Raw genomic sequence first — 22,084 nt, 5'->3', positions numbered from 1 at the left:
GCACGTAAAGAAAAAAATGCAGCAATGCTGCCAACTGTATGGTCAGAACTTGGGTTGCGCACGGTCTCTGACGATTCACCGCATCCGAGCCGGCTGTTTTTCGATATAAATATTGACGCATGTAAAAAAATATGGCGCATTAAAATGAACCGGAGGAGAAAGAACATGTATCTAAGGAAATTCGACCTTGCAGGGCGGGTCGCGGTGGTAACCGGCGGGGCGCAGGGGATCGGCGCAGCCTGCGCGGATGCCTTGGCAGAGGCGGGTGCCCGGGTGGTGATCGCAGATCTCGATATGGATGCCGCCCGGGAAAAGGCCGCCGGGATCGTTGCGGCAGGCGGTACGGTAGAGGCGCGGTTTCTCGACGTGACGGACAGCGCCGGCATCGAGGCGCTTGCCGAGGCGCTGGAGGGCGAGGGCGGTGTCGAAATCCTGGTCAACAATGCCGGGATCGTGCAGTCCAACATCCCGGCCGAGACCTGCTCGGACGAAATCTGGCGCAGGCATATGGCCGTCAATCTCGACGGCGTCTTTTTCTGTGCCCGCAGCTTCGGCAAGCGCATGTTGGCGCGGGGATCGGGCTCGATCGTCAACATGGGATCGATGTCGGGGCTGATCGTCAACAAGCCGCAGGAACAAAGCTTTTACAATGCCTCCAAGGCCGGGGTGCATCACCTGACCAAATCTCTGGCCGCTGAATGGGGCAGCCGCGGGGTGCGGGTCAATGCCGTCGCACCGACCGTTATCGAGACCGAACTGGTCAGCCGCGTGTTGAAGGACATCCCCGAGATGGAGCGGATCTGGCTGGACATGACACCGATGGGGCGATTGGGACGACCCGATGAGATTGCCTCAGTCGTGCTGTTTCTTGCCTCCGATGCCGCCAGCCTGATGACCGGTGCCGTGGTTTCCGCGGATGCCGGTTATACCTGCTGGTAAGCGGGATGGCTTATCCCGACGGCGCAGGCTGGCGCGATTTCCTGATCTGCTCGGAGCGTATCGGGCGCGATATCTCGCTGGTGCAGGCGGCGGGCGGCAACAGTTCCATCAAGACGGATGGGCGGATGTGGATCAAGGCATCGGGCACATGGCTGGCCGAGGCGGTCGCGCGTCCGATCATGGTGCCGGTCGATCTGCGTGCGATGCGCGCACGGGTCATGGCCGGGGATCTGGACGAGGGCGAGATTGCCGGGATGACAGGGAGCGTTCCCGGAATGGAAGGCATGCGCGCCTCGGTCGAGACGCCGTTCCATGCGCTCATGGACGCGCCCTGCGTGCTGCATGTCCATTGCGTCGCAACCTTGGCTCACGCGATTTCCGCCGAGGCGGAGTCGCGGCTCGCCACCCGGTTGCTGGGGCTGGACTGGCTGTGGCAGCCTTACATCAAACCGGGCGTGCCCTTGACCAATGCCCTTCGGGAAGCGGGAGCGGCAGGAAGCCGGGTGGTGGTCCTGGGCAGCCATGGTCTTATCGTGGCAGGCCGAACCCCCTTCGCCGCCGAGGCACGCCTGCGCGAGATCCGAAAACGGCTGCAGATATCCGTTATCGGAACCTCTACCGGGTTTCGGCCGCTCGATATTTCCCTGGCAGGCACAGGTTACGGGCCCGCGAATATAGGGCGTGCGCATGCGCTTGCACGGGATGAAGCCCTGATCGCGATTGCCGGGGAATGCGCCATCGCGCCGGATTTTGTCGTTTTCTTCGGGCCGCGCATCCCGGTGCTCTCTCCCGGTCCCGACCTGCCCGCTGCGCTGACAGCCCTGGCCCGGCAACCCGTGCCGTTGAACGCTGCCGTTATCGTCGAAGGTCACGGCGTATTGATCCGCGACACCGCCATGCGTGGCACGGTGGAATTGCTTCGCGGCTATCACCTCGTACTCGAGCAGTTCCTAGCCGCGGGCGGCGGCGAAAGGCGGGTTTTCTCAAATGCCGAGATCGACGAATTGCTGGGATGGGATGCCGAGAAATATCGTCAGAAGCTGAATCGGGGAGGCGGCGATGGAGCCGTGTGAAACGATACGCCGCTTCGTTGTCTTCGATATCGGCAAGACGAATACCCGAGCGATCCTCGCCGATCTTGCGTCGGGACAAGAGATCGAAACTCTCCGGATGGAGAACCGGGTATTGCCCGGACCACCCTATCCTCATCTGGACGTCGAGGAATTGTGGTTATTCCTGATGCGGTCCTTGCGGGAATTCGCGGCAGGCGCCCGCATTGGTGGAGTCATCGTCATCGCGCATGGGGCGACCTTCGCGCTGATCGATGATTCCGGGCTGGTGCTGCCGGTGCTGGATTACGAATTCGTCGGGCCTGACGAACTGGCCGAGGCATATGACCGGCTGCGGCCTCCATTCGAGCGGACCGGAACACCTCGGATGCCCGGCGGGCTGAACATCGGTGCGCAGCTTTTCTGGCTTCGCTCACGTTTCCCGAACCGCGTCGCGCAGGCCCAACATGCGTTGTTCTGGCCGCAATACTGGACATGGCGTCTGACCGGGCGGGCTGTCAGCGAGATTTCCTATGCCAGCAGTCACGGCGATGTATGGGACCTGCGAACACGCATTCCCGCAGGTGGCACGATGGCCGATGTGACGGGGGGGCTGTTTCCCGGGCTGGCCCCGGCGCATGAACTGGCCGGAGTCATTCGCCCTGATCTGGCCCATGCACATGGCTTGCCCGAGGGGATCCCGGTCCATGTCGGCGCCCATGACAGCAGCCTGGCGCTGGTGCCCCATGCGGGAGCGGGAAAGCGCGAGCCCTTGGTGGTGATGCCGACCGGCACATGGTTGACCGCCTTTGCCATTGGGGTGGAGCGGATGCCTGCGGGAGGCATGCTGGGCGTTATGGCCAGCCTCGACATATTCGGCCATCTCGTTCCCAATTTCCGCTTCATGGCAGGAAAGGCGCGTGTCGATCTGCTGGCCGAGGAGGATCATGAGCTTCCGGCCTGCCCGGCAGAGCATTGTGAACTGCGGCAGGAGCCCGAAAATGGACGATTCCGGCTGGTCGATTCCCGGACCGGGCAACCCGTCAGGCTTCCGGTTCCCGATGGCGGACGGAAAGCCGATCACCTCGACCGGCTGCTGGCGCGCGAGGCTGTCCGGGGCATGCAGGCGATCGGTGCGAAGGGGGTCATTCACATGACCGGGCCTTTTGCCGGGAACCGCGCGTTCACCCAAGCGCTGGAAAAATACTGGCCATTCCCGATAGAGCTGCGCAGTTATGAGGAAAGCCTCGTGGATCAGGTCACCGCACTGTTCCGGGAGGCTGGGCGGTGATATCGGCGCAGCGCGCGGAGATGGGAAGAGCATGACGAAGAAAACCATTCGCACGATGGAGGAGCTGGCGCGGGAGATCGATGTCTCGCGTCCGACCCTGTCGCGTTACTTCCACGATCCCTCCAGCGTGCGGGAACGGACCCGCGCCAAGATCGAGACGCGGTTGGCGACGGTGGATTACGTGCCGAATTTCTTTGCCGTGAATCTCAACCGCAAGCGGACCCGGCTGATCGGCGTGGTCATCCCGCATCTCAACGATATCTTCCAGACCAACCTGATCAATTCCGTGGAGTTTGCGGCCGGGCAAAGTGATTACAAGATCATCGTCCAGAATTCGCATAACGATCCGCAACGCGAGGTGGCGGCGGTCGAGACCCTGCGTTCGATGAATGCGGACGGGATCCTGATCTCACCCCTTGGTCAGGCCTCTGATACCGCGATGTTGCGCCGGGCCGAGGCGCAATTGCCGGTGATGCTGATCGATTCCCGGGCCGCCGAAGGCGCCGGGGGGTTCGATTTCGTCGGCAATGACAACGGGCAAAGCATCGGGCTGCTGGTCGATTATCTGGTCCGTTCCGGTCATGACCCGGTTTTCCTGCCGATGCCACCGGTGAACATGAGCGCGCTGGAACGGACCGAGGCCTTTCGGGCTGCCATGGCACGGCATGGGCAGGTCGGGGAAGTGCTGGAGACCGGCGGCAACGGGTATGACTGGAATTTCGAGGCTTACGGCAAGGACGTGATGAGCGCCTTTTTCGCCGCCGGCAGATATACCCGTGCGACCGTTCTTTGCGCCAGCGACCGGATCGCCATGGGTGCCCTGAAGGCCGCGCATGATTTCGGGCTGTTTCCACGGGGCAAGATCGGGGATTTCCGCATTGCAGGCCATGACAACGACGTGCTGACCCGTTTCCTCCATCCGGGCCTCACCACGGTGGAGCAGGACGTGCCACGGATCGCGCGCGAGGCGGTCGAGATCCTGCTGCGTCGGATCGAGAGCCCGCGCAAAAAAGGCGAGGCCCCGGTCTCTCGCAGCATTCCGGCCCGGCTGGTATTGCGTGAATCGGCCTGACTCGTCCGGACAATTGGGTCGGGAGGGCGAAGCCTGCCGGCGATTACCCGCTGTTCCAGTCATCGAGAGCCAACGGAAATTCGCGGCCACCGCCATTGCCTCGCGCGGTCGTTTCAGGCAGAGAAGATCGTCTCTGAAACATATTTCTACTGAAGGTCGCCGATGACGAAACGCCCCAAACCCGGCAAGCTCCTGAATCGCACGCTGATGCATGCCGCGGCAAAGCTGCATTACATCGAGGGGCTGTCGCAGGTCGAGGTGTCGCGACGGATGGAGGTCTCGACTGCCACGGTTTCGCGTCTTCTGGGGCTGGCGCGGCAGGAGGGCATCGTCCGCATCCAGGTCGCGGAGCTCGACGAGGCCGATGTGCTGGGCGAGAAACTCTGCGCTGCATTGGAGCTCAAGGCCGTGCGTGTGGTTGAAAGTGACAAGGCGGCGGCCCTGAACTCGCAGGTCGGCTCCATTCTGCTGGGGGCCGGGCTCCGGCCCGGATCGGTGATTGCCATAGGCTGGGGGCGGACGGTGCAAAGCGTGATCTCGGCGGGGCTTCCAAAGTTGCCGGATGTCGTCGTGGTGCCGACCACCGGAGGGATGCACGAGACCGCCTCGCATTTCCAGATCAACGAGTTCGTGCGCATGGCTGCCGAGCAGACGGGGGGAGAGGCCCGGTTTCTCTATGCCCCCTCGATGGTTTCGTCCGAGCTTCATGCCGTTCTGCTTCGCGATCCGGACGCGGCTCGCCTGATCGGGCTATGGGAGCGGGTCGATGCTGCCATTTTGGGAATCGGCCTGTTCCAGCGCGACGGTGTCGGCGCCGATATCGGCTTTGCCACGGGCGAAGCTGGGCGTGTGGCCGGCGACGTGGTGCGCCATTACTTCGATGCCGATGGCAACGAGATGCGCTGGCCCGGGCAGGACAACCTGATGTCGATCAGCCGGGCGCAGCTGAGGCGCGTTCCCCTGTCCATCGGGGCGGCTATCGGGCGTGAAAAGGCCGGAGCGATCATCGGTGCCGCACGTTCAGGCATGATCAATGCGCTGGTCACCGATTCAAGGACGGCGGCGCAGATCCTCGATGCTTTGCAGCAGCCTGATGTATAGTCTGAAATAAATTTCAGCAAAAAATTGTTGAACTGGAATTTCACCGGGGCTACTGCTTGGACAGCCAAGGGTGCGGCTGGTTGCCGGACCGATGGAAACTCCGGGACGAGGACTCCGAATGACCAGAATGATGACCACATCCGAACTGCGTGGATATCAGCAGATATGCGGGGATAACGGGCTGATGATGGTGGTTGCCTGCGATCAGCGCGGCGGGATGCGCAAGGTTCTGGCCGATACGCCCGATGCGCAGGCCGCCATCGACGAGGCGGCCTTGGGCGTGGTCAAGTCCGGCATCGTGCGGCATCTGGCGAACAAGGCCTCTTGTGTGCTTCTGGATGCCGTCTGCGCCGTGCCGGCGGTGGTCGACCAAGGTATCCTGGCGCGGGACACCGGCTTGCTGATCGGTCTCGACGCCTCGGGCTGGGATACCGACAGGAATAGCTATCGCATCTCGAAACTCGTGCCGGGCGTGACCGCCCGCCGGGTGCGCGAACTGGGCGGAACCGGGGCCAAGCTGATGGTCTATCTCCGTCCTGATCGCCCGGAGGCGAACGAGGTGAATATCGGCATCATCCGCGATTGCATCGCCGATTTTGCCGCCGAGGACCTGCTGCTGGTCGTCGAGATCCTGACCTACCAGCTTGAGGGCGAAAGCGACGAGGCCTATCGCGAGGCTTTCCCCGGCCTGATCGTGGAAAGCGCGCGCATCTCGTTGGAACTGGGTTCGAAAGTGCTGAAACTGCCCTATCCGGGCACGGCAGAGGCCTGCGCCCGCATTACCGCTCTGTGCCGGGATGTGCCCTGGGCGGTGCTGTCCGCAGGGGTCGATCACGAGACTTTCATCGGGCAGGTCGAGACCGCGATGCAAAACGGGGCTTCCGGTGTGATTGCCGGGCGGGCATTGTGGAAGGACTGCATCTCGCTTGATCCCAAGATCCACGAGGACAGGCTGGAGAATATCGCCAGCGACCGGCTGAAACAGATTCAGGATGTCTTGAACCGTCATGCGGACAAGGGCTGACACCGCGATCGGCGTGGATGTGGGAGGAACCCGTATCCGTGCGGCCCGGATCACGCCGGATGGCGAACTTGCCGACCGCATCGCCGAGCCCGTCCGCCGGGATCGCGATGGTTTCGCGGATCAGGTTTCGCGGCTGGTGGATGCGCTGAGGAACGATACCAGCGTGGCGGTCGGAATCGGTATTCCCGGCCGCGTGGACGGGGCGGTGCAGCAAATCCGCTCGGCCGGGTATCTGGATATCGCCGGTCTCGATATTGCGGCACGGCTGCGTGACCAGACAGGGCTGCCGGTGCGGATCGAGAACGACGCCACCATGGCTCTGATCGCCGAAGGGCGGGTGCGTGGCGACGGCTGCAAGGGGCTGATCCTGATGGTCACGATAGGGACCGGCATCGGGGGCGCCATGCTGCAGGACGGTGTTCCGTGGTATGGCGGCGGCCTGTCGGGCCAGTTCGGTCACATCGTCGTTTCGGGCGATGGGCCGCAATGCAATTGCGGCCGGCGCGGCTGTGTCGAGACATTCAGCTCAGGCACTGCCTTGGGCGCGCTGATTGCCGAGGCGGGGCTGCCTGCCGGAACACGAGCCGGCGAGTTGCTGGCGCGGGCCGATGCGGGCGACGCGCGGGCCTCGGCACTGCTGGAGGCATGGGCCGCGCCTTTGCGCCGGGCGCTGGAGACATTGGTTGCTGTCGTGGATCCCCGGTTGATCCTCCTTGGCGGCGGCCTGGGGCACGAAATGGCCATGGCGTTGTCGCGCCTGTCCTCTGCCGGGGCATGGTTTCCCCTGCCTGTCGAAGCGGCCCGGCTTGGCGATGATGCCGGGGTGATCGGGGCGGGGCTGGCCGCGTTCGGGAGCCCGGCATCGCTCCGGCCGGTGCGCTCGGCATGAGGCGGGCGGTTCTGGTCAACGGCGTGCCCGCCAGCGGCAAATCCACGCTGTCCCGTAATATTGTCCGGGGACTTGTCGCTGCGGGTGTGCCAGCGGTGCCGCTTGGCCTCGATACCGTCAAGGAGGGGCTGTTCGCACATATCGGCACCGGTGACCGGGAACATAACCGTATGCTGGGGCGGGCGAGTTATCACGCGATCTTCAATTCCATCGCCGGGTTTCCGGATCGCCTATTGCCGGTGATCGATGCCTGGCACGGGTTCCAGCCAGCAGATGTGCTGCGCGAGCATCTGGCCCGCGCGCGGATCGATCGTGCCGTCGAGATCTGGGTCACGATCGCCCCGGCTTTGGCGGCCGAGCGTTATCGCAGCCGCTCCGCCGCCCGCCATGCCGGTCATTTGCCTGCCTCTTATGCTGACGAGCTTTACCAATTGGCGCAGCGCGCCCGCCCGATGGCATTGGGGCCGGTGATCGAGGTCGATGGAGCGGCCCCCATGCCGCCGGATATACCGATGCGGATCTTGGTGGCGTTGGGCATCGAGGCGCGTGATGGTGAATAAGAGCCTGGTGGGGCCTGCGGATATGGCCGGGACATTTGCCGGATCGAGCGACAGGCCCTGTCCAATCGCTGGACCGCTATCGAGGGAGCGTGGCGATGGATTATCTGATCGAATACTGAGGCAGCCCGGCAGGGAGGAGGAGTTTCATGGCTGATTACGACAAGGGGCCTATCCTGGTCACCGGTGCCAGCGGCGGGATCGGCGGGGCCACGGTGCGGCTGCTGCGCGAAAAGGGGGCGGATGTCATCGCCGCTGGCCGGGACCGGGACAAGCTGGCGGCGCTGGCGAAAGAAAGTGGCTGCCGCATCTTGGCTTTCGATCTGACATCGGAGGAAAGCGTCAAGGACGCATTGGGTGATCTCGATCTTTGGGGCGTCGTGAATTGCGGTGGTTTCGGCGGCGAGATCGCCACGCCGATGGAAACCGACATATCGGTCTTCGACAAGGTCATCTCGATCAATGCGCGCGGTGCGCTGCTGGTCACCAAATACGCCTCGCGCAGCATGATCCGCCTTGGCCGGGGCGGAGCCATCGTCAATGTCTCGAGCCAGGCCGCGCTTGTGGCGCTGAGGGGGCATATCTCCTACGGGGCCTCCAAGGCCGCGCTCGACAATATCACCCGGGTCTCGGCGCTGGAGCTGGGGCCGCACGGGATTCGGGTGAACGGGGTGCATCCGACCGTGGTGATGACTCCGATGTCGGCCTGGTATTGGGGGCGTCCCGAGATCGAGGGCCCATTCCTGAAACAGATGCCCCTGGGCCGTTGGGCGACCGAAGCCGAGATCGCCGCGCCCATCGCCTTTTTGTTAAGCGAGGGCGCCTCGATGATCAGCGGGGTCGCGCTGCCGATTGACGGCGGGTATACCGCCTGCTGATATGCACGGCGAACCCGGAACGGGGAATGGCGGCCATAAGAGCGGCAAGCGATCCCCGCGGGATGTGAACGAAACCGGCTTTCATGGGAGGAGACATGAAACAGGCGCGGATGAACCGGCTTTTCGGCCCCTCGGGCAATTGCTTCGACGTGGCCATCGATCACGGCATGTTCAATGAACGCAGCTTTCTCGGCGGGATCGAGAACATGGCCTCGGCGATCGAGACCGTCGCCTCGGCCCGGCCCGACGCGATCCAGTTGCCGCCGGGGACCGCGCCGCTCCTGCAGGCCCGGCCCGGCAGGGACCGGCCCGCGCTGGTGCTGCGAACCGATATCGCCAATGTCTATGGCACGCCGCTGCCGCGCAAGCTGTTCTCGGAGGTTATCGACCGCCCGGTGGAGCAGGCGGTGCGGCTGGACGCGGCCTGCGTGGTGGTGAACCTGCTCATGCTGCCTGATGAGCCCGAACTGTTTCATGCCTGCATCCGCAATATCAACCGGCTGAAGCCCGCCTGCGACGATGCCGGTATGCCGCTGATGGTCGAGCCGCTGGTCATGCAGGACAATTCGAAGGGCGGATACATGGTTGATGGCGATATCGACCGGATCCTGCCATTGGTGCGTCAGGCGGTCGAGTTGGGGGCGGATATCATCAAGGCCGATCCTTGCGACGATCCGGGCGAATATCACCGGGTGATCGAGATCGCTCAGAACATTCCCGTGCTGGTGCGCGGCGGCGGCAAGGTCCCGGATCGCGAGATCCTGTCTCGCACCAGGATATTGATGGAGCAGGGTGCGCGGGGCATCGTCTATGGCCGCAATGTCATTCACCACGAGAACCCGGCAGGCATGACCGCCGCGCTGATGGCCATCGTGCATGAGGACGCCACGGTGGATGCCGCCATGGCAAAGCTGGGCTGAGCCATGCGAAACATAGGTTTCGGTATCATCGGATGCGGCCTCATGGGCCGCGAATTCGCTTCTGCCTCTGCACGCTGGATGCATCTGCAGGACATGCGGGCCCGTCCCGAGATCGTGGCGGTCTGCGACACCAACCCGGCGCTGATGGACTGGTATTCCGACCATTTGCCCTCGGTGCGGCAGAAAACCACGGACCATACCACGCTTCTGGCCAATGACGAGGTCGAAGCCGTCTATTGCGCTGTGCCGCATATGCTTCATGCCGGAATATATTCCGATATAATTGCCTCCGGGAAACACCTGCTGGGAGAAAAACCCTTCGGCATGGACCGGGGCCAGAATGCGGCGATCATGGCCTTGCTTCACGGGCGGGAGGGGCAGCTGGTGCGCTGTTCCTCCGAAATGCCGTTCTATCCCGGTGCGCAGAAGGTCATCGATTTCGCGCGTTCCGGTGCCCTGGGCGAGATCATCGAGGTCGAATGCGCCTTTCTGCATTCCTCCGATATCAATCCGGACAAGCCGATCAACTGGAAGCGGATGGTAGATGTGAACGGTGCCTATGGCTGCATGGGCGATCTGGGCATGCATGTCTGCCATGTGCCGCTGCGGCTTGGCTGGAAACCGCATTCGGTCCATGCCAGCCTTGTGAAACGGGTGGCGACCCGGCCCGATGCCAGTGGGGCCCGCGTGCCCTGCGAAACCTGGGACAACGCGACGATCACCGGAACCGTGGGCACCGGCGCGGCGGCCTTTCCGCTGGTCCTGAAGACATGGCGCATCGCGCCGGGTGAATCCAACACCTGGTCGATCCGGGTGCTGGGCATGGAAGGTTCTGCCGAGTTCACCACCAAGTCGCCCCGGCAATGGCGTTTCATGCGCTATGCGCGAGGCGGAGCACAGTGCTGGCAGGTCGAGGACTTGGGCTATCAGTCGCTTTTTCCGGCGATCACCGGCGGGATCTTCGAGTTCGGCTTTACCGATGCGATCCAGCAGATGTGGGCGGCTTTCGTGGATGAACTTGCCGGGGGCGATGCGCGGGGGTTCCACTGCGCGACACCCGATGAGGCGGCGGAACATCACGCGATCCTGACGGCCGCGCTGGAGTCGGGCAGGGAAAACAGGGTTGTAGATGTGGAGTATGCGCGATGAAGAGATCGCAGATCAACGCGACCATCCGCCGGGCCGAGGCGCAACTGGCCGAACATGCATGGGCGATGCCGGATTTCGCAAGTTGGACTCCGGCAGATCACGCGGCCAATCCCGAACGCAGCGCGTGGCTGTCCGAACGCCAGATTGGCTGGGATGTCACCGATTTCGGTCAGGGACGGTTCGACAAAAGGGGGCTGGTGCTGTTCTGCGCGCGCAACGGGCTTTACGGCGCCGAGGGAGAGCGCCCCTATGCCGAGAAATTGCTTTTCGTCGGCGTCGGTCAGGAAACACCCTTTCATGCGCATCGTATGAAGCTTGAGGATATCATCGTGCGTGGCGGCGGCACGCTTTGCGTCGAATTTTCGCGCGAAGGGCAGGTGGAGCCGCTCAGCGGCGAGCCGGTTGCCGACAGGGTCCGGATCGATGGCGGGGAGTTTCCGGCACATGGGCGCGTTCACCGGTTACGGGCGGGGCAGGCGATCACCATACCGCGCGGATTGCAGCATCGGTTCTGGGGCGAGGGTAAGCCGGTTTTCGTGGCCGAGGTCAGCCAGTGCAATGACGACCGGGGCGATAATTTCTTCCTCGAGGCCCTGGGGCGTTTCAGCGAGATCGAGGAGGACGAATCACCCCATCGGCTGCTCTGGAACGAGGGAGGTGGCGGATGAGTGCGGGCGCAGCCGATCGCCGGGGTGTGGCCTGCGTCGGGAACTGGCTTCTCGATATCGTCCATGACATCCCGGCATGGCCGCAGAAATCCGATCTCGTGCGCATCTCTGCCCAGACCAGCGGGCTGGGAGGAGGCGCGGCCAATGTCGCGGCGGATCTGGTCGCCATGGGCGTGAGCTATCCCGTGGTGCCGGTCGGGCTGGTCGGGGCTGGCGGGCTCGGGGACGAAATGCTTCTGCTATGCGAGCGGGCTGGCCTGGACGTCTCGCGTATCGGCCGCACGGGGGCTGCGGCAACTTCTCAGACGCATGTGATGAATGTTCCGGGGGACAGCCGGACTTTCTTCTATCATTCCGGGGTCAACGATTTGCTGGATCCCGCGCGGATCGACGTGGCCGGGCTGGCCGCGCAGGGACTGCGGATCTTCTATCTCGGCTATCTGAACCTGCTTGCCGCGCTGGACCGGATCGGCCCCGGTGGTCGCACGGTCGCGGCGGATGTTCTGGCCGAGGCGCGGGCTCAGGGGATGATGACCTGCGTTGATCTGGTCTCGTCCCAGAGCGAAACCTACCGGGAGACCGTTTTCGGAACGCTGCCCGAGATCGACGTGCTGTTCCTGAACGAGGTCGAGGCGGTCCGGGCGACGGGAATCGGCATCTCTGCCGCCGCCGATGTCGACGGAATGGTGCGGGCGGCGCAAGCGCTTGTCCGGGGTGGCGTGAGGCGCGCGGTCATCCTGCATTCGGCCGAACGCTCGGTCTGGCTGGAGGAGGGCGAGGCGCATGTCCATGTCCCGGAACCGGTGCCGGCGGACCAGATCATCAGCCCGGTCGGCGCGGGGGACGCCTTTGCCGCGGGGATTATCCACGGGCTTCACGAGGGCTGGTCCCGCGAGGAATGCCTGGCTCTTGCCTGCAATGCCGCCGGGGCCTGCCTGAAAGGGCAGACGGCAACGGATGGTCTTGGGACATTCCTGTTGGAAGAGGCCCGTGGAAGGATGCCGGGCTGAGATCACGCCATCTGGGGCGGGGACCGTTTCGACAGCCACAGGGACAGGACCAGGAATCCGGCGGTCACCGCGTAGATGCCGATGGCGATGGGGCTTTGCACGAGAATGGTGAAATCGCCGCCCGAGATCGACAGGGCGCGGCGCAGGTTGTTTTCCATATCCATGCCCAGCAGCAGGCCCAGCACCACCGGCACCAGCGAGAATTCCAGCTTGCGCAGCACGAAGCCCAGAACCCCGAAACCGACCATTACCAGCAGGTCGAAAGCCGCATGGGTGATCGCATAGACACCCAGATAGCTGATGGCCACGACCAGGGGCATCAGTCCCCATGCGGGCAGGCCGAGGACACGGGTGAACAGACCGATCAGCGGCAGGTTCAGGATCAGCAGGACGAAATTGGCCAGGTAGAGTGCTGCGACCAGCCCCCAGACCAGATCCGGGCTGCGCTCGAACAAAAGCGGCCCCGGCTGGATATTCAGCGAGATGAGCATGGCCAGCATGACCGCCGTGGTGCCTGAACCCGGGACCCCGAGTGTCAGCATCGGGATCAGTGCGCCTCCGCTGGCCGCGTTATTGCCAGCCTCTGGCGCCGCGACACCGCGCGGGTCGCCCTTGCCGAAACTGCCCCTGTCGCTGATGCGTTTTTCAAAGCTGTAGGACATCACTGCACCAAGCGAAGCCCCCGCGCCGGGCAGGATTCCGGCGATGAACCCGATCAGCGATCCGCGCAGCGAGGCGCCGAGACCCTCCTTGATGCGGCTGAAACGGGGAAAGACACTGCCCGGAGGCACAAGCCCGCCACCATGGGCCTTCTGTTCCAGGAAAAACAGGATCTCGGAGATCGCGAACAACCCGACCAGCGCGACGATCGGATCGAAGCCATCATACAGATGGAAGGAGCCAAAGGTATAGCGTGCTACTCCGGTCGATGGGTCAAGACCGACCGTGCCCAGCATCAGCCCCAGCATTGCCGCCAGCAAGGTCTTGCGCGGATCGGTTCCGGTGATGCCGCCGATGGTCGTGAAGGCCATGACATAGAGGGCGAAGTAATCGGCGGGCCCGAAATAGATCGCGGCCTTGGCCAGCAGCGGTGCGAACAGGGTCAGCCCGATCGTGGCCAATGTCGCCCCGATGAAAGATGCCACCCCGGAAATCGCCAGCGCATCGGCGGCATGCCCCTTGCGTGCCATCGGATAACCGTCCAGCGTGGTCATGATGGCGGGTTCGTCGCCGGGGATGTTCAGCAGGATCGCCGAGATCCGGCCTCCATACATGCAACCGTAATAGACGGCGGACAGCAGGATCATCGAGGATGTGGCGTCCAGCCCGAAGGCGAAGGTCAGCGGGATCAGGATCGCGACGCCATTCACCGGACCAAGGCCGGGCAGGGCGCCGATCAAAGTGCCCGCAAAGCAGCCTCCGACGATCAGCGCCAGGTTGAGCGGCAGGACGGCAATCGAAAAGCCGTCGAGAAGAAGCGCAAGAATATCCATGTCAGCCAAGCATTTCGCCGATCAGGGGCAGCGGGAGCCCCATCAGGCGGTCAAAAAGGAGATACAGGCCGGGCGCGGCCAGAGCGGCGGTCAGAAACCCGCGCAGGGGCGGTGCGCCCATCAGCAGCGACAGTCCAAGGATGGCCGCAAAACTGGCGGGCACGAAGCCCAGAGGCTCGAGCAGCAGCGCATATCCCAGCAGCAGGCCCATGGCCGCGACCTGCCGAAGCAGTCCGGCCCTGCCTGCCCATGTCGCGTTATGGCTTGGCCAGATCGCCAGCGACAGGCCGAGGATTGCCGCCGGTATGCCGATCACCCGCGGAAAGACCGCTGGTCCCAACGGGTCGCCGAAACCCGCCACATATCCTGCCGACAGCCAGAGATATCCGGCTGCCAGCACGAAAAAGAACAACCCGGCCAGACGGTCGGTCACTGGATGATCCCGATTTCGCGCGAGATCTCGGCCATCTGCTTTTCCTGCTCGGCCACATAGGCGGAAAACTCCTCGCCGCCGCGCCAGATCGGCTCCAGCCCGCTGGATTTCGCGGTCTCCTGCCACGCCTCGGAATCATACAGCGTTTTCAGCTTTTCGACCCAGGCTGCATAATCCTCGTCGCTGACCTCGCCGCCGGTATAGAAACCGCGCCAGTTGTAACCGGTAATGTCATAGCCCTGCGACTTGGCGGTGGGCAGATCCGGAAAGGCCGAGACCGGCTCGTCCGACAAAACGGCCAGGATGCGGATATCGCCGGATTCGACGAAGCCCTTGATCTCGCCCAGATCGGTCGAGACCAGGCCGACCTGACCGCCCATCATCTGCGTCACTGCCGGGCTGCCGCCGTCGAACTGGACCCACCGGATCTGGCTAAGATCCTCGATCCCGGCCGCCTCCGCAAGCATCAACAGGCGGATGTGATCCCATCCGCCGGCGCCGGACGAGCCCGAGGTGACGACCGAGGCAGGATCCTCTTTCAGCGCCGACAGCAGGTCGTCAAGCGACTGGTAGGGGCTGTCCTTCGCCACAGCGATCACGCCGACATCGGCGCCCAGCATGGCGATCCAGCGCATCTGGTCGCTGCCAGCCGGGTATTTGCCCTGGGCAATCTGGGTGATGCCCACGGTCGAGGTGGCAACCAGCAGAGCGGCATCGTCGGCGCGTTTGCCCGCGACATTGGCATAGGCCACCGCGCCGACACCGCCGGGCATGTTGGTGACCTGCACATTGCCCTCGACCAGCCCCTCTTCGGCCAGGATCCGGCCGACCTCGCGGCAGGTGAAATCCCATCCGCCCCCCGGATCCGCCGGCGCGATACATTCCGCAGCCATCGCGGGCACCGCGAACAGCATCGCCGCAGCCAGTCCCGCGGCTTTCCAGTGGTTCAGTTTTCCGATCATCCCGTTCCTCCCATGGATATTGATGATGCTTTATCCTTCGACGACGCTGCGGCGGCCCATGAAGCGGCGGGCATTGCCGATCGTCTCGATGACTTCCTTCCGGACCGCAGCCGAATGCGCTAGTACGGCCCTTGCCGCGCCTTCGCCGTCTCGTGCCCCGATCAGGTCAAGTATCCTGCCGTGTTCGCGATGGGTGCATGCCCGTCCCTCCTCGGAAGTGAAGCTGATCCAGCGCGCGCGCAGGGTCCGCATGGTCACGTCCCGCATCGCCGCGACAAGGCAGCGGTTTTGAGACAGAGCCGCACAGCGGACATGGAAATCGAGGCCCATGTTCAGCCAACGCTCGGGCGTGAACTCGTCATGGCTGAAATTGATGCTGTGGCGAATGTCGCTGATCTGTTCCGGCGTCGCCAGCCTTGCTGCCAGCCGCACCGCCTCAGGCTCGATGATCTCGCGAAAATCGAAGACCTCGTTGATCTCGGCCATGTCGAAAGGGGCGATGATATAGCCGCGCCCCTCGCGGTTTACCAGCCCGTCACGCATCAGGTTGAACAGCGCTTCGCGGATCGGCGTGCGCGATGCGCCGAATTCCTGTTCGAGGGTGCGCTCGGAAATGGATTCGCCAGGCAGCAGTTCCAGCGACAGGATCGCGAAACGAAGACGCGAGAGAAGGTCATTGCTCCCGTCCTCCATGTCTTGCCGCCCTGTCGTTTCCATCGCCATTGACGTCTCCTTTCTCGCGGTATACCACTGTGGCATCCCAACGCAAAGCAATTTCTCGCCAAGCCGGAGAACAGGATGGGCATAGCGATACCGGGCTTTCCCGCCAGCGCGATCATCACCGAGGTCGGTCCCCGCGACGGCCTGCAATCAGAGGCAGAATTCGTTCCTACCGCCCGCAAGATCGAACTGATCCAGTCACTGCTGGATGCGGGTTTGCGGCGCTTCGAAATCACCTCTTTCGTGTCGCCGAGGGCGGTCCCGCAGATGCGCGATGCAGCCGAGGTGATGGCGGCATTCCGCGATCGCGATGATGCCCATCTGACGGCTCTGGTCCCCAATGCGCGCGGCGCGGAGGCGGCGATAGAGGCCGGGGTGGACGCGATGGTGCTGTTCGCCTCGGCCTCGGAAAGCCACAATCTGAAGAATGTGAACCGCAGCCGCGAGGCGTCGTTCGAGGGGTTTGCCGGGATTGCCCGCTTGGCCGAGGGAACGGGGGTTGCACTGCAAGGCGCCATCGCGACCGCCTTCGGTTGCCCGTTCGAGGGGGAAGTGGCGGTCGAGGCCGTGACCGACCAGGCCAGGCGTTACCGCGATCTCGGGATGCGGCATATCACCTTGGGCGATACCACAGGCATGGCGACGCCCGCGCTGGTCATCCAGCGGGTCGAGGCTTTGGCCCAAGCAGTGCCGGATGCCGATATCGCCCTGCATTTCCACAATACACGGGGCGTCGGGCTGGTCTGCGCCTATGCGGGGCTCTCGATGGGCATCCGGCATTTCGAGGCCAGTATAGGCGGGCTTGGCGGCTGCCCCTTCGTGCCGCGCGCCACCGGCAATGTCTCGACCGAGGATATGGTTTACCTGTTTCACGAATCCGGCGTGGAGACCGGCGTCGATCTGGATCGCCTGACAGGCTCTGCCCGGCTCGCCGAAGAAATCATTGGCCGGGAACTTCCCGGACAGGTGATGAAGGCCGGTCCGCGTCTGCAAACCGCCTCGACCGACAGCGTGAGGACCGCGCATGGTTGAGCCGGTGAAAGGCCCGCTGCACGGGATCCGGGTGATCGACCTGACCCGTGTTCTGTCGGGGCCGTTCTGCACCATGATCCTGGGCGATCTGGGCGCGGATGTGATCAAGATCGAGCCGCCCAAGGGCGATCCGGTCCGCGCACAGGGAACCATGAGCGAGGGCCATTCCGGATATTTCGCGGGATTCAACCGCAACAAGCGCTCGGTCGTGCTGGATCTTTATGGCGACGGGGGCAGGGAGGTGCTGCGCCGCCTGCTTTCGGATGCCGATGTGCTGGTCGAGAATTTCCGCCCCGGCACGCTGGACAAGATGGGCCTCGATGCCGAAACCCTGAAGACATTGAACCCCCGCCTGATCGTGGCCAGCGTCAATGGCTATGGCAGCGAAGGACCCTATATCGACCGGCCGGCCTTTGACTTCATCGCACAGGCGATGAGCGGCTTCATGGGCGTGAACGGCGATGCCGATGGCGCTCCGATGCGCGCCGCGCCGCCGGTCAGCGACCTGGTCGCGGGGATCTATGCCGCCTTGGGGATCGTTGCGGCGATTGTCAGCCGGCAAAGGACGGGACTGGGGCAGACGGTCGAGGTGGCCATGGTCAATGGCCTGCTCAGCCTGATGGCCTATCTGTCCTCGGAATATTTCGCCACCGGGAAAGTGCCCGAACGCACCGGTAACGATCATCCGCTGGTCGCGCCTTACGGGTTGTTTCGCTGTGCCGATGGCCAGATCGGGGTGGCACCTTCGCATGACCAGATATTGCGGCGCTTTCTGGACGCGCTGGACCTAGGTTGGGTGTTGTCGGATCCGCGTTATGACAGCAATACTGCCCGCATGGCCCGCCGGGCCGAACTGCGGGAACTGATCGAGGCACGCATGGCCGGTCAGCCGCGCGACCACTGGCTGCGGGCGCTGAACGCTGCGGGCGTGCCCTGCGGAGTGGTGCAGGATTTGGCGCAGGTATTCTCTGACCCGCAGATCGCCGCGCAGCAGATGGTGATCGAGACAGGCTGGCAGGATGGTCCGGCGCAAAAGGTGCTGGGTTTCCCGATCAAGCTGGGCGCGACTCCCTGCGGTCTGCATCGCCCGGTCCCCCGATTGGGCGGCGGCACGCAAGAGGTTCTGGCCGAGGCCGGATACAGCGCGGAAGAAATAGCGAGGCTGGCGGGATCCGGGGCGGTCCTGCTGCCGTGACCGGATTCGTGCGAGACCGGCGTTATAACAAGCGGTGACGCGGACGCACGAAACAGGGTTATGTGGGCTCCGGAGGTATTTCCGCCTGTCGCAGCGGGGTTGCCCCGGGCGGCCCGGCATGTGTAGGTATTCGAAACGTCCCATTCACCCGCAGCAAGGCCGGAAAACCCATGCGAATCTTCTCTGATCTTTCCGAAACGATCGGCAATACGCCCCTGATCCGGCTGAACCGGGCCAGCGAGGAGACAGGCTGCGAGATCCTTGGCAAGGCCGAGTTCATGAATCCGGGCCAGTCCGTCAAGGATCGCGCCGCATTGTTCATCATCCGCGATGCCATTGCCCGCGGCGAACTGAGCCCGGGGGGGACCATTGTCGAGGGAACGGCAGGCAATACCGGCATCGGGCTGGCTCTGGTGGGCGCATCGATGGGATTCCGCTCGGTCATCGTCATTCCCGAGACGCAGAGCCAGGAAAAGAAGGATATGCTGCGGCTGGCCGGTGCCACGCTGGTCGAGGTTCCGGCAGCACCTTACAAGAACCCCAATAATTATGTCCGCTATTCCGGGCGGCTGGCCGAGGAACTGGCGAAGACCGAGCCGAATGGCGCGATCTGGGCCAATCAGTTCGACAATGTGGCCAACCGGCAGGCCCATGTCGAAACCACCGGCCCCGAGATCTGGGAACAGACGGGGGGCAAGGTGGATGGTTTCACCTGTGCCGTGGGCTCGGGCGGGACATTGGCCGGGGTGGCGATGGCGCTGCAACCAAAGGGCGTCAAGATCGGGCTGGCCGATCCCGAGGGGGCGGCGCTGCACGCATTCTATACCACCGGTGAGTTCGACAGCCCCGGCAGTTCGATCACCGAAGGTATCGGGCAAGGCCGCATCACCGCCAACCTGGAAGGCTTCACGCCCGATTTCAGCTGGCGTGTTCCGGACAGCGAGGCCCTGCCGATCCTGTTCGACCTGCTTGAGCACGAGGGGCTGTGCCTCGGTGGATCGACCGGGATCAATGTTGCCGGCGCGATCCGCATGGCGCGGGAGATGGGTCCGGGGCATACCATCGTCACCGCGCTATGCGATTACGGCAACCGCTATCAGACCAAACTTTTCAACCCGGAATTCCTGCGCGCCAAGGGTCTGCCCGTTCCCGGCTGGATGACGCGCGAAAAGCCGGAACTGCCCGAAGTATTCGAGGAGTGAATGCGTATATTCCGGGTATTTCCGGCCATTTTTCTGATGGCCTTGTTGTTCGCGGTACAGCCTCTTGCCGCGCAGGAAGGCAATGGAATCGACTATCAGGCCTGGGAGAATATCGCCTCTCAAGCTGAAGAACTGGGCTCGGACGCCACGGCCACGAGCGAGGAACTGGCCGCAATGCGCGGCCGGATCGCCGAGTGGCGTGGCAGGCTGCAGAAAGCGCAGAATGCCAATGGCGCACAAATCGCCAGCGTCAAGGAACAAATAGCGGCGTTGGGACCGGCCCCCGCCGAGGGCGAGACCGAAGACGAAGAGATCGCAAGCCGCCGGGAGGAACTGCACAAGCAGCTTTCAACCTTGCAGGCACCGCGCCTGCAGGCGGTAGAGGCGTTCAGCCGTGCGGATTCCATCATCAAGCAGATCGACGAGGTGACGGACGAACGGCAGGCGACGGTGCTTGCTCAACTCTCTCCTTCGCCGCTGCTGCCTTCAAGCTGGCCTCCCGCCCTGGCTGATGGAGCGAAGCTGGTGGCGGGCATTGCCGAAGAGGCCGGTCAACGGACCATGGACATGGGAATCTGGTCGCAGATGCGGCCCAATTTCCCACAGGTCGCCGGTTATCTCATCGCTGCGATCCTGCTGCTGACGATCGGCCGGCGTTGGGTGAATGGGCTGCCCTCGCGCCTGTCGGCACATGCATCGGAATACTCGCGTGCCGTTGTCGCCTTTGTCGTCTCTCTCGGGCAGATCGCGCTGCCCGTGGCAGGGTTGTTCCTGCTGGTTCGTGCCATCAAGGCCAGTGGCCTGCCCGGTGACTGGACATTGCCATTCTGGGATGCGTTGCCGCTGGCTGGCCTGATCCTGTTCTGCGGCTACTGGCTGTCGGGACAGATCTTTCCGGCCAGGATGGTTGCATACGATACCCTCAACATGGAGCAGAAGCCCCGCAACTCGGCGCGCCGGATGACCAATGCGCTGGCGCTGCTGTTCGCGATCCATCACCTGCTGTCCAGCGCGGTCCTGCCACTGTCCGGAGTTTACGAACGGGTCGGCGACGAGGCAAATCGCGTGCCGCTGGAGTTCTCGGACGCCGCCATCTCGGTCTGGCATTTCGTGTTGATCTCGCTTGCGGGGCTGGCGCTGTTCCGCTTGGGCAACGCGCTGCGCAAGCTCAACCACAAGGAAAGCGAGGCAGGGCAGGGCGCGCGTTATCGCGTCCTCTCCGTCATGGGCAGGCTTTCGCGCCTTATGGTGGTGATCGTGATTGCGCTGGGCGTCATGGGGTTCATCAACCTCGCCAATGGGTTGCTTTGGCCGTGGATCCTGACCTTGGCGCTGATCGGTCTGCTGATCCTGCTGAAAGATTTTGCTGCCGACATATTCAGCATGGTCAAGCATGGCGAGGAGGGCGCGCGCGATGGGTTGATTCCGATGCTGATCGGCTTTGCGCTGGTTATCCTTTCCTTCCCGTTGTTCCTGCTGATATGGGGCGCGCGAGGCACGGACCTGGCCGAGCTCTGGACCAATTTCCAGCAAGGCGTCAGCTTTGGCGGGATCACGTTGTCACCGGGATCCGTCGTTACCTTGCTGGTCGTCTTTACCATCGGCTACATGGTGACCCGCGGCCTGCAGGGAACCTTTCGTAACACGATCCTGCCAAAGACCAAGCTGGATGCGGGCGGGCAGAATGCCGTGGTGTCGGGGCTGGGCTATGTCGGCATTTTCCTTGCCGCCTTGCTGGCGATCACCTCGGCCGGGATCGACCTTAGTTCACTTGCCATCGTCGCAGGTGCCCTGTCCGTCGGGATCGGTTTCGGCCTTCAGAACATCGTGTCGAATTTCGTCTCTGGCATCATCCTGCTGATCGAACGTCCGATAAGCGTCGGTGACTGGATCGAGGCCGGAGGTCAGCAGGGCATCGTGCAGCGCATCTCGGTCCGGTCCACGCAGGTCGAGACATTCGACAAGACAGAGGTGATCGTTCCCAACAGCGACCTGATCAGCCAGCCGGTGATCAACTGGACCCGGGCCAGCCAGACCGGGCGGATCATCATTCCGGTCGGTGTGGCTTATGGCAGCGATACCCGTCGCGTCGAGCGTATCCTGCAAGAGATCATCGAGGACCAGCCGCTTGTCACCGTCGACCCGGCCCCCGCCGTATTGTTCCGCAGATTTGGCGCCGACAGCCTGGAGTTCGAGATCCGGGCGATCCTGTCGGATGTCGGCGCGGGACTTGGGGTGACCTCTGAGGTCTGCCACCAGATTGCCGAACGTTTTGCTGCCGAGGGGATCGAGATCCCCTTCGCGCAGCGCGACATCTGGTTGCGCAATCCCGAAGTGCTGCGCGACGGAGGAACGGAGCCGACCCGGCCCGAACCTGTGGCATCACAATCGTCGCCGGTTCCGACGCGGCACGATCCGCGCATCGCTTTTGACGAGGCCGAAGACGGGGATGGCATTCCGGATGCGGATGGCGACCGGTGAAAATCGCGCAACCGGGTAA

21 protein-coding genes are annotated in these 22,084 nt (G+C 63.5%); 17 read left to right on the top strand and 4 right to left on the bottom strand.

Annotation, left to right across the window (positions count from 1 at the left end):
* Window positions 1-165 precede the first annotated feature (165 nt).
* The 13 genes from C9E81_RS03460 to C9E81_RS03400 all read left to right on the top strand — a co-directional run bounded on the left by C9E81_RS03460 (window position 166) and on the right by C9E81_RS03400 (window position 12,547).
* Window positions 166-939, top strand: a complete 774-nt coding sequence (locus C9E81_RS03460; RefSeq protein WP_122110891.1) for an SDR family NAD(P)-dependent oxidoreductase — start codon at window positions 166-168, stop codon at window positions 937-939.
* A gap of 5 nt (window positions 940-944) precedes the next feature.
* Window positions 945-2,012, top strand: a complete 1,068-nt coding sequence (locus C9E81_RS03455; protein WP_122110890.1) for a class II aldolase/adducin family protein — start codon at window positions 945-947, stop codon at window positions 2,010-2,012.
* Window positions 1,999-3,279, top strand: a complete 1,281-nt coding sequence (locus C9E81_RS03450; protein WP_122110889.1) for an FGGY family carbohydrate kinase — start codon at window positions 1,999-2,001, stop codon at window positions 3,277-3,279. The genes C9E81_RS03455 and C9E81_RS03450 overlap by 14 nt, the downstream gene beginning before the upstream one ends.
* A 31-nt stretch (window positions 3,280-3,310) precedes the next feature.
* Window positions 3,311-4,351: a LacI family DNA-binding transcriptional regulator gene (locus tag C9E81_RS03445; protein ID WP_166461803.1), complete on the top strand. Its 1,041-nt coding sequence runs from the start codon at window positions 3,311-3,313 to the stop codon at window positions 4,349-4,351.
* A 162-nt stretch (window positions 4,352-4,513) separates the two neighbouring features.
* Window positions 4,514-5,452, top strand: coding sequence for a sugar-binding transcriptional regulator (locus tag C9E81_RS03440; RefSeq protein ID WP_122110887.1), 939 nt, complete (start codon window positions 4,514-4,516; stop codon window positions 5,450-5,452).
* Window positions 5,453-5,570: 118 nt separating this feature from the next.
* Window positions 5,571-6,476: a tagatose-bisphosphate aldolase gene (locus C9E81_RS03435; RefSeq protein WP_122110886.1), complete on the top strand. Its 906-nt coding sequence runs from the start codon at window positions 5,571-5,573 to the stop codon at window positions 6,474-6,476.
* Window positions 6,460-7,365 (top strand): ROK family protein, encoded by a 906-nt coding sequence (locus C9E81_RS03430; protein WP_122110885.1) that lies wholly within the window; start codon window positions 6,460-6,462, stop codon window positions 7,363-7,365. The genes C9E81_RS03435 and C9E81_RS03430 overlap by 17 nt, the downstream gene beginning before the upstream one ends.
* Window positions 7,362-7,925, top strand: coding sequence for a P-loop nucleotide/nucleoside kinase family protein (locus tag C9E81_RS03425; protein ID WP_122110884.1), 564 nt, complete (start codon window positions 7,362-7,364; stop codon window positions 7,923-7,925). Before C9E81_RS03430 ends, C9E81_RS03425 begins: the two co-directional genes overlap by 4 nt.
* Window positions 7,926-8,071: 146 nt before the next feature.
* Window positions 8,072-8,800, top strand: a complete 729-nt coding sequence (locus C9E81_RS03420; RefSeq protein WP_122110883.1) for an SDR family oxidoreductase — start codon at window positions 8,072-8,074, stop codon at window positions 8,798-8,800.
* Window positions 8,801-8,895: 95 nt separating this feature from the next.
* The gene (locus C9E81_RS03415; RefSeq protein ID WP_122110882.1) at window positions 8,896-9,720 is read left to right on the top strand and encodes a class I fructose-bisphosphate aldolase; all 825 of its coding nucleotides are present in this window, start codon (window positions 8,896-8,898) and stop codon (window positions 9,718-9,720) included.
* Between the two features lie 3 nt (window positions 9,721-9,723).
* Window positions 9,724-10,869: a Gfo/Idh/MocA family protein gene (locus tag C9E81_RS03410; protein WP_122110881.1), complete on the top strand. Its 1,146-nt coding sequence runs from the start codon at window positions 9,724-9,726 to the stop codon at window positions 10,867-10,869.
* A complete protein-coding gene (locus tag C9E81_RS03405; RefSeq protein ID WP_122110880.1) occupies window positions 10,866-11,537 on the top strand; it encodes a D-lyxose/D-mannose family sugar isomerase in 672 nt (223 codons plus the stop codon). Before C9E81_RS03410 ends, C9E81_RS03405 begins: the two co-directional genes overlap by 4 nt.
* Window positions 11,534-12,547 carry a carbohydrate kinase family protein gene (locus C9E81_RS03400; protein WP_122110879.1) on the top strand — a complete coding sequence of 338 codons (1,014 nt, stop codon included), beginning with the start codon at window positions 11,534-11,536 and terminating at the stop codon, window positions 12,545-12,547. Before C9E81_RS03405 ends, C9E81_RS03400 begins: the two co-directional genes overlap by 4 nt.
* A 2-nt stretch (window positions 12,548-12,549) precedes the next feature.
* Here C9E81_RS03400 and C9E81_RS03395 read toward each other — a convergent pair whose 3' ends face one another.
* Genes C9E81_RS03395 through C9E81_RS03380 form a run of 4 tightly spaced genes read right to left on the bottom strand, consistent with a single transcriptional unit; the run spans window position 12,550 to window position 16,158 of the window.
* Window positions 12,550-14,040 (bottom strand): tripartite tricarboxylate transporter permease, encoded by a 1,491-nt coding sequence (locus C9E81_RS03395; RefSeq protein ID WP_122110878.1) that lies wholly within the window; start codon window positions 14,038-14,040, stop codon window positions 12,550-12,552.
* A gap of 1 nt (window position 14,041) precedes the next feature.
* Complete coding sequence (locus tag C9E81_RS03390) at window positions 14,042-14,473, bottom strand: tripartite tricarboxylate transporter TctB family protein (protein ID WP_166461802.1); 432 nt, start codon at window positions 14,471-14,473, stop codon at window positions 14,042-14,044.
* Complete coding sequence (locus C9E81_RS03385) at window positions 14,470-15,435, bottom strand: Bug family tripartite tricarboxylate transporter substrate binding protein (RefSeq protein WP_122110876.1); 966 nt, start codon at window positions 15,433-15,435, stop codon at window positions 14,470-14,472. The genes C9E81_RS03390 and C9E81_RS03385 overlap by 4 nt, the downstream gene beginning before the upstream one ends.
* Before the next feature lie 30 nt (window positions 15,436-15,465).
* The gene (locus C9E81_RS03380; protein WP_166461801.1) at window positions 15,466-16,158 is read right to left on the bottom strand and encodes a GntR family transcriptional regulator; all 693 of its coding nucleotides are present in this window, start codon (window positions 16,156-16,158) and stop codon (window positions 15,466-15,468) included.
* A 75-nt stretch (window positions 16,159-16,233) separates the two neighbouring features.
* On the opposite strand from C9E81_RS03380, the gene C9E81_RS03375 reads away from it, so the two are divergent.
* The 4 genes from C9E81_RS03375 to C9E81_RS03360 all read left to right on the top strand — a co-directional run bounded on the left by C9E81_RS03375 (window position 16,234) and on the right by C9E81_RS03360 (window position 22,065).
* Window positions 16,234-17,187, top strand: a complete 954-nt coding sequence (locus tag C9E81_RS03375; RefSeq protein WP_122110874.1) for a hydroxymethylglutaryl-CoA lyase — start codon at window positions 16,234-16,236, stop codon at window positions 17,185-17,187.
* Entirely contained in the window at window positions 17,180-18,382 is a 1,203-nt protein-coding gene (locus C9E81_RS03370; protein WP_122110873.1) for a CaiB/BaiF CoA transferase family protein, read from the top strand. The genes C9E81_RS03375 and C9E81_RS03370 overlap by 8 nt, the downstream gene beginning before the upstream one ends.
* 170 nt (window positions 18,383-18,552) lie before the next feature.
* Window positions 18,553-19,584 (top strand): cysteine synthase A, encoded by a 1,032-nt coding sequence (locus C9E81_RS03365; protein ID WP_122110872.1) that lies wholly within the window; start codon window positions 18,553-18,555, stop codon window positions 19,582-19,584.
* Window positions 19,585-22,065 (top strand): DUF3772 domain-containing protein, encoded by a 2,481-nt coding sequence (locus C9E81_RS03360; RefSeq protein ID WP_122110871.1) that lies wholly within the window; start codon window positions 19,585-19,587, stop codon window positions 22,063-22,065. It begins immediately after the preceding gene.
* Window positions 22,066-22,084 lie beyond the last annotated feature (19 nt).

Source organism: Paracoccus alkanivorans (genome assembly GCF_003697785.1).
GTDB lineage: Bacteria > Pseudomonadota > Alphaproteobacteria > Rhodobacterales > Rhodobacteraceae > Paracoccus > Paracoccus alkanivorans.
The sequence above is the reverse complement of the archived record's forward strand: the minus strand, read 5'-3'. Positions and strand labels throughout refer to the sequence as shown.